Source organism: Nitrosophilus sp. (assembly GCF_982775275.1).
On record NZ_CEXZHP010000062.1, the window covers coordinates 1 to 7,873 of the forward strand.

The 7,873-nt window shown below is 33.4% G+C and carries 7 protein-coding genes; 2 read left to right on the plus strand and 5 right to left on the minus strand.

Features of this window, described 5'->3' with window-relative positions:
- The first annotated feature begins 136 nt into the window (after positions 1-136).
- Positions 137-772 (plus strand): phosphoribosyltransferase, encoded by a 636-nt coding sequence (locus AC30RD_RS04395; RefSeq protein WP_489493066.1) that lies wholly within the window; start codon positions 137-139, stop codon positions 770-772.
- Here AC30RD_RS04395 and mqnP read toward each other — a convergent pair.
- Positions 755-1,612: a menaquinone biosynthesis prenyltransferase MqnP gene (gene mqnP, locus AC30RD_RS04400; RefSeq protein WP_489493068.1), complete on the minus strand. Its 858-nt coding sequence runs from the start codon at positions 1,610-1,612 to the stop codon at positions 755-757. The genes AC30RD_RS04395 and mqnP overlap by 18 nt on opposite strands.
- Positions 1,613-1,676: 64 nt before the next feature.
- On the opposite strand from mqnP, the gene miaA reads away from it, so the two are divergent.
- On the plus strand, positions 1,677-2,570 hold the full coding sequence (gene miaA, locus AC30RD_RS04405; protein ID WP_489493070.1) for a tRNA (adenosine(37)-N6)-dimethylallyltransferase MiaA: 894 nt from the start codon (positions 1,677-1,679) through the stop codon (positions 2,568-2,570).
- A 9-nt stretch (positions 2,571-2,579) separates the two neighbouring features.
- Here the strand turns inward: miaA and nuoN are convergent, their stop codons facing one another.
- The 4 genes from nuoN to nuoK are packed head-to-tail and all read right to left on the minus strand — an operon-like array spanning position 2,580 to position 7,804.
- Complete coding sequence (gene nuoN, locus AC30RD_RS04410) at positions 2,580-4,064, minus strand: NADH-quinone oxidoreductase subunit NuoN (protein ID WP_489493071.1); 1,485 nt, start codon at positions 4,062-4,064, stop codon at positions 2,580-2,582.
- Positions 4,061-5,590, minus strand: coding sequence for an NADH-quinone oxidoreductase subunit M (locus tag AC30RD_RS04415; protein ID WP_489493073.1), 1,530 nt, complete (start codon positions 5,588-5,590; stop codon positions 4,061-4,063). The genes nuoN and AC30RD_RS04415 overlap by 4 nt, the downstream gene beginning before the upstream one ends.
- Positions 5,591-5,601: 11 nt before the next feature.
- Positions 5,602-7,491, minus strand: coding sequence for an NADH-quinone oxidoreductase subunit L (gene nuoL, locus AC30RD_RS04420; RefSeq protein WP_489493074.1), 1,890 nt, complete (start codon positions 7,489-7,491; stop codon positions 5,602-5,604).
- A gap of 10 nt (positions 7,492-7,501) precedes the next feature.
- Positions 7,502-7,804, minus strand: a complete 303-nt coding sequence (nuoK, locus tag AC30RD_RS04425) for an NADH-quinone oxidoreductase subunit NuoK (RefSeq protein WP_489493075.1) — start codon at positions 7,802-7,804, stop codon at positions 7,502-7,504.
- Positions 7,805-7,873: the final 69 nt, after the last annotated feature.

Genomic DNA, 7,873 nt, shown 5'->3' on the forward strand with positions numbered 1-7,873 from the left:
CAAAATCAGGAAAGTATGATTTGCTTTTTTTTAAAAATGATAAATACTCTTTATCAAGACAATTAAAAGATTTTTCTATTATATCTTGCCAACTATTATCGATTTTCATAAAATTATTATATCAAAAGGAGTTACTATGTTTAAAGATAGAAAAGACGCCGGAAAAAAATTGGCATTGAAATTGGAAAAATATAAAAATAAAAAAGATGTTATAGTTTTAGCAATACCAAGAGGAGGCGTTGAAGTAGGAGCAGAAGTAGCAAAATATCTAAATAGCGATTTTGATTTGATAATATGCAGAAAATTATCTTATCCTTTTAATCCTGAAAGCGGATATGGGGCAATTTGCGAAGATGGATCTTTGTTTATAAATGAGAATGCTTTATATGGCGTAACACAAGAGGATATACAAAAAGAGATTGAAAAACAGAAAAAAGAGATAAAACATAGAATCAATGTTTTAAGAGATGGCAGAAATTTAAAAGATATAAAAGATAAAATAGTAATATTAGTTGATGACGGAATAGCAATGGGATCTACAATGAGCGCAGCGATAAATATGCTAAAAAAATTATCTCCCAAAAAGATCATTGTTGCTACCCCGACTGCATCATTGCAGGCTGTTGAGTATTTTTCGAAAAAAGCTGACGAGGTTATTGCTTTATATACGCCATATCCATTTTATGCAGTAGCAGACGCATACCAAAAATGGTATGATGTAGATGATAAAGAAGTATTGGATATTTTAAAAGAATTAAAAAATAGTATCTAATATAATAAATATCAAAAAAAGAATTCCTAGATATCCGTTTACGGTAAAAAATGCTTTATCTATCTTTTTAAAGTCTCTATTTACAATAAGATGTTCCCAAAAAAGCATTATGGCAGAAACAGCAACAGCCAAATAACCAAAAAATCCCAAATTTGCCTCAATAACGAAAAATAACCAAAAAAGAACCGTTAAAAAATGAAATAGTTTTGAGATAAAAAGGGTGCAATTTACGCCATATTTTGAAGGTATGGAAAAAAGCCCCATTTTTTTGTCAAAATCGATATCTTGCAAAGAGTATAATAGATCAAATCCAGCTACCCAAAACATTACTCCTAAGGCCAAAAATAGGCTCCATATAGTTATCTTTGCCTCAACGGCCACAACCCCCGCAATTGGAGCCAATCCTAATGAGACACCAAGTATTATATGGGCAAATTCGGAAAATCTTTTAAAATAACTATATATAGCCAATATAAAAAGTATTGGAAATGATAAAATAAAAGCTAGTTTGTTTATGAAATATGCCGTACCAATAAAAATCAATCCATTTATTGCTATAAAGGCAATCTGCCAATTCTCTTTTATCCTCCCATCAACGCTTGGTCTATTAGCGGTTCTTGGATTTAATGCATCTATATCTCTATCTAAATATCTATTAACTCCCATTGCAAAATTTCTTGCACTTGCAGCTGCAATCAATCCTAACAAAAGAAGCCTATAACCAAACCAACCATCTGCTGCTACTATCATCGCGATAAATATAAAAGGAAGACTAAAAATAGTATGTTTAAACATGACAAATTCGTTAAAATCCTTTAAAATTTTTAAAATCTTTTGCATTTTCTATCCTAAATAAAAGTTTTTTTGAAAAAAATTATACCCATAAATATTGTATAATTTGCTTATGAATGAGATAGCAATAATTGGTCCAACTGCAAGCGGAAAGAGCGAATTGGCTATTGAGATAGCAAAAGAGTGTAATGCAAATATATTATCTCTTGATAGTTTAAGCATATATAAAGAGATTGATATAGTATCTGCAAAGCCTACAAAAGATGAATTAAAAGAGATTAAGCATTTTGGGATAGATGAGTTTTATCCAGATGAACATTTTAACGTAGATATATTCATAGAGCTTTATAAAAAAGCAAAAAACATAACAAAAAAAGAGAAAAAAAATCTTATCATAGTTGGAGGAACCAGCTTTTATCTAAAAACACTAATCGATGGCATTTCAAAAATACCTAAAATATCACAATCAGCTAAAGAAAAAACCAATAATTTGTTACGTGATTTAAAAAAAGCTTATGAATTTTTAGAAAATATCGATAAAAATTTTGCAAAAAAGATATCACCAAACGATAGATATAGAATACAAAAGGCTCTAGATCTATATTTTGAAACAAAAATGGCTCCAACTATCTATTTTTTAAAAAATCCAAAAGTTCCTGTTATAAAAAATTTGCCTATATTTGAAATTTTAATTGATAAAGATATTTTAAAGAAGAAGATATTAAATAGAACAAAAAAGATGATTGAAATGGGTTTAATAGACGAGGTTGCTTATCTTGAAAAAAAGTATGGCAGGAATATAAACCCCATGAAAGCTATAGGAATAAAAGAGACACTGCAATATTTAGATGGTAAAATCGACTTAGATACTCTAATAAGAAAAATATCAACAAATACCTATCATCTTGCAAAAAGACAGATAACGTTTAATAAAACACAGTTTAAAAGTAAAATATCAGAGAGTAAAGAAAAATTAAAAGATATTATTTTAAAAGAATTTTGTTAGATAAGCGGTTTAAAATCCGCTTATACTAACAAGATGAGTAATATACTGCATTAAAGGAGAGATTAAAACTACTGATAAAATGGTGGCTACCGCCGACAATCCAACAATAGTTTTCAATGATAAAGAAGCATTTTTAAAATATATCGTGCTACTATCGGTTACCGGTTCTCTCATAAACATATAAACTATTAATTTTAGATAATAATATGCACTAATTGCGCTATTTACTGCCATGATAAGAGCTAAAATTATATATCCCGCATTTACCGCAGCGCTCATTACATAAAGTTTGCCCCAAAATAGGCTAAAAGGAGGAACTCCAGCTAAACTTAACATAAATACAGCCATTATCGTAGCAGCAACGGGCATTATCTGAACTAATCCGGAAAATTTCTCATAAGGATGATCAAACCTTTTATGCCATATCGCGCTTTTGTGCCTTGAAATCCAAAGCATAGCAAAGGCACCAAGGTTAGTAAACAAAAATAAAATCCAATATAAAAACAGGCCGCTATTTGCCTGTGTAGTGCCAATCATTATTGCCGCCATTACAAATCCTGCGTGGCTGATAGAGCTATAAGCAAGCATTCTTTTTACATCATCTTGCACAAGTGCTACGATATTTGCAAAAGTCATAGTCAAAACCACTGCGCCATATAAGATATCTCTAACCCATGTAACATCGCTATGTATTAAAAATTCAAAAAGTCTCATAGCTACTACAAAGCCGGCAATTTTTGGCACAACAGACATATAACCGGCAAGCGCAGCACTTGCACCCTCATACACATCTGGCGTCCACGTATGAAAAGGCACCATAGACAATTTAAATCCAATTGCCGCAATCATAAAGGATACTGCAGCCAAAACAGCCCAAATAGGCTCATAACCTCTTGCAGCTAAAACTTCGGCGATTTTATAAAGCTCTACGCTTCCCGTTAAGGCATATAAAATCATAGAACCCATAGCATAAAAACCTGCGGCTAACGCACCCATTGTAAAATATTTTATCGCGGCTTCAAAACTCTTTTCTCTGTTATGCATTGCAATTAATGTATATAAAGCTAAACTCGCAGTTTCAAGACCTACAAAAATTAAGATTAGGTTATCGGTAGCTACCATAAACTGAAAACCAGAAATCATAAATAAAAATAGTGCAAAAAATTCTGGCAAACTAAATTCATGAAATCTCTTTGAAGTTAATGCCAAAGGTATAAAAAGCATTGAAGCAACTACGATTATGATTTGAGAAAGTATGGCGATACCATCAACCAACATTACATCAAAAAAGCCTCTTTGGTTTGCCTCCAAACCTATTATTGCGCCCAAGTCTATAAACAAAAACAAAATTGAAAGCATTACATATAAAGATTTATGCAGATTTTTTGCAATCAAATCGATACATAAAATCACCAAACCACCGGCAATTGCTATAAGCATTGGAGCCAGTGTAATAAGATTTAAGGATTCTAAACTAACACTAATTGGCGTCATTTTTGTGCCTCCAAATTAACTCTGTTTGAACTAAGCAGTTCTTTTGCTTCTTTAGTAATCGCCTTTTTCTCCATCAACTCCAGCATATTTTTTACGCTTGTATCTATAGGACCTAATACAGGTTTTGGATAAATTCCTAGCCAAATTACGACTAATACTAAAGGAACCAAAGAAAAAAGCTCTTTTGCGTTTAAGTCAACAAGTTTTTTATTTTCCTCTTTTGTTATAGGTCCAAAAAAACTCTCTTTATATAGTCTTAACATATAAACTGCACCCAATATTATAGAGGTTCCGGCTAATATGGTCATTCCAGGAGATACTTTATAAAAACCCAATAGACTTAAAAACTCTCCTACAAACCCTATAGTTAAAGGAAGTCCTACTGAAGCCATTAGCATAATACCAAATATTGTCGCATATTTTGGCATAACTGCAGCTAAACCGCCAAATTCGCGAATAAGTTTTGTATGTTTTCTATCATAGATATTTCCAACGAGCATAAAAAGTGCGCCGCTTACTATACCGTGACTTATCATTAAAAATATTGATCCAGCAATTCCTTCTACGTTCATAGCAAACGTTCCAAGAACTATCACACCCATATGGGAGATAGAACTATAAGCGATTACCTGTTTCATATCTTCTTGAGCATAAGCAACCATCGCTGTATAAATAATCATAATAAGAGACAATATAGCAACTGGCACTATTGCAGCAACAGAAGCATCTGGAAAAATTGGTAAAGATAGCCTTACAAAACCGTAAGTTCCCATTTTTAGCAATACCGCTGCAAGTATTACCGAACCGATTGTAGGAGCTTGTCCGTGAGCGTATGGCAGCCAAGTATGAAACGGAAACATGGGGACTTTAATAGCAAGACCGATAAAAAATGCCACAAATAGCCATATCTGAGTATCATAAGGCAATATTAGATTGTGCCAATCTGTAATCGCAAAACTAATTGTTCCGGTCGCTTGATAATATAGATACGCAAGATAAAGCATACCAACTAACATTATAAGTGAGCCGGTAAAGGTATATAGGAAAAACTTAATTGACGCGTATATTCTAAGCTCGCTTCCCCAATAACCGATAATATAAAGCATAGGAACCAAAGATAGTTCCCAAAAGATATAAAACATAACAGCATCTAATGCGACAAAAACACCTACCATCGTCATTTCTAAAAATAACAAAGAGACGATTAGGTTTTTTAAATTTTTCTCAATAGTTAAAGAAATAAGTCCGATTAAAGTTATAAAGGTTGATAAAACTATTATAAACAAAGATATTCCGTCAACTCCAAAATAGTAGTTTATCCCATATTCTGGAATTAGAGGTATTAGCTCTACAAATTGAAAACCTCCGTTACTTCCGTCAAAACTAAACCACAACCACAATGAAAGTATAAACTCTATCGCGGCAACGGTTATACCATATGCTCTAATACTATCTTTATTTACGATAAATCCAAGCATCCCAGCAATCGCCGGAAAAAATACCAGTATCGTTAAAATATGATCCATCTAAATTCTCCTTACCTTACCGGACTATAAACTATTGCTAATATTAGTAGAGCGATCATACCTATAACCATCCATCTAAGCATAGCAGATAGGTTTCCGCTTTGAACCACTCTACCTTTAAATCCAGATTTGTATATGATATTTGCGATAAAATCTACCGTTGCGTCAACCACTCTTAGATCCAACTCTTTCCACGCTATTTTTGAAAGTTCGGCATAAGGTTTTGAAAAAACTTTTTCATAAAAAATAGGTATATAATATTGATTGAATAGAAGTTTATATATAAAAGTCTCTTTCCATTTTTCACTAAACCCGCCTGTTGAATATTTATACACGGCAAATGCTATGCCGCTTACTGCGATTAGCGTAGTTACACCAATTAAAGCAACGGTTGCTATGCCGTGAACATGAAAATGGTATTCAGGAAGTATCATAGTTACAAAATGCTCAAAACTTTCTTCAAAAAATCCAGCAATTATAGCCAAGATTGCTAAAGGCGCCATCGCCAAAAGCATATACCAATAGGCTTCATGCGGATGAAAACCAAATTTTTTATATCTTTCTTCGCCAAAAAAGACAAGCATTACCAATCTAAAGCTATAAAAAGCTGTCATTCCCGCACCTGCCCAAAGCATAAACCACAATATATAATGATGCGAATCAAAGGCAACCTCTAAAATTTTATCTTTAGAGAAAAATCCTGCAAACGGATATATACCAGCAAGGGCGAGTGAAGCTATTATCATCATAATTGCGGTCCATTTCATCGTTTTATGAAGGCCGCCCATCTTAAAAATGTTTAGCTCGTCATCCATAGCGTGCATAACGTTTCCTGCTCCTAAAAATAAAAGAGCCTTAAAAAATGCGTGCGTCATCAAATGAAATAGAGCTATCCAGTATGCTCCAAGGCCTGCTGCAACAAACATATATCCAAGCTGACTAAGGGTAGAGTAGGCGATAATTCTTTTTAAATCTTGATTTACTAAAGCCATAGAGGCAGCAAAAACAGCGACAAATGCGCCAAGTGTCGCTATAAAAAGTCCAACATCTGGAATAGTTGAATATATCGGATTTGCTCTAATTACCAAATAAACACCGGCAGTAACCATAGTTGCGGCGTGAATTAGCGCAGAAACCGGCGTTGGACCTTCCATTGCATCGGCCAACCAAGTATGTAAAGGAAATTGAGCAGATTTACCCATCGCACCGATAAATAAAAATATACCTATTGAAGTAACTAAAGCGATATTTAAAGTTGATACATCTTTAAATACAACATCATACTGCAACGATCCGGTATTCCAATATATTAAAAATAGGCCAATTAGCATACCAAGATCGGCGATCCTGTTCATTATAAAAGCTTCGTTAGCAGCCCAAGATGGACTAATTGATGGGTTAATATCCCTTGTTACATCCTGTTTTTTATACCAAAATCCAATAAGTAGCCAAGAACATAAACCAACACCTTCCCATCCAATAAAAAGTCCAGCAAAATTATCGCTCATTACAAGAACCATCATTGAAAAAACAAAGGCGCTCAAATATGAAAAAAATCTATTAAATCCTTCGTCATACTTCATATATCCTATAGAATAGACATGAACAAGAGCAGATACAGTGGTAACTGTTACCATCATTATTACCGAAACGTTATCTGCTATAAATCCAAAAGGAATATCCAAACCGCCGACATTTATCCAATCAAAAAGTTTTACATGAATAATATTTCCGGTTGTCGATATATAACTTAATAGATATAAAGAACTAAATAGGGATACAAAAAGTAAAAATGACGTTACGATCCCGGTAAATAGCTTTTTTGGTTGCGCACCAAAAATAGCAGCAAAAAGTGAGCCTGCAAGAGGCGAAAATAGTGCCAAATATAGATATTTTTCCATGAGCCTTCCCTTACCCGTGCATTGATTGCATCGTATCAAGATCGATGCTTCCAACTCTTTTATACCATATGATCAATAGCCCTAACCCAACCGCAACCTCGCTAGCGGCAATTGCTATTATAAAAAAAGCAAAAAGTTGTCCCGTTAAATCCCCATAATATTTTGATACCGCGGCAAAACCTATATTTACCGCATTTAACAGCATCTCTGTTGCAAAAAAAAGCATAAGAAGGTTTTTCCTTCTTAATATACCCACAAGCCCTATACTAAAAAGAATGGCAGATAATATTAGATAATGATTTAGCGTTATCATTGCGCAGCCTTTTGTTCAATTTCTTCATCTTCTTTTAATGTTAAACTCTCATCCATCTGTTTACTTGCC

Coding starts and splice junctions, on each gene's coding strand:
- mqnP (WP_489493068.1), bottom strand. CDS start 1,612: ATGCAAAAGATTTTAAAAATTTTAAAGGATTTTAACGAATTTGTCATG.
- AC30RD_RS04415 (WP_489493073.1), bottom strand. CDS start 5,590: ATGGATCATATTTTAACGATACTGGTATTTTTTCCGGCGATTGCTGGG.
- miaA (WP_489493070.1), top strand. CDS start 1,677: ATGAATGAGATAGCAATAATTGGTCCAACTGCAAGCGGAAAGAGCGAA.
- nuoK (WP_489493075.1), bottom strand. CDS start 7,804: ATGATAACGCTAAATCATTATCTAATATTATCTGCCATTCTTTTTAGT.
- nuoN (WP_489493071.1), bottom strand. CDS start 4,064: ATGACGCCAATTAGTGTTAGTTTAGAATCCTTAAATCTTATTACACTG.
- AC30RD_RS04395 (WP_489493066.1), top strand. CDS start 137: ATGTTTAAAGATAGAAAAGACGCCGGAAAAAAATTGGCATTGAAATTG.
- nuoL (WP_489493074.1), bottom strand. CDS start 7,491: ATGGAAAAATATCTATATTTGGCACTATTTTCGCCTCTTGCAGGCTCA.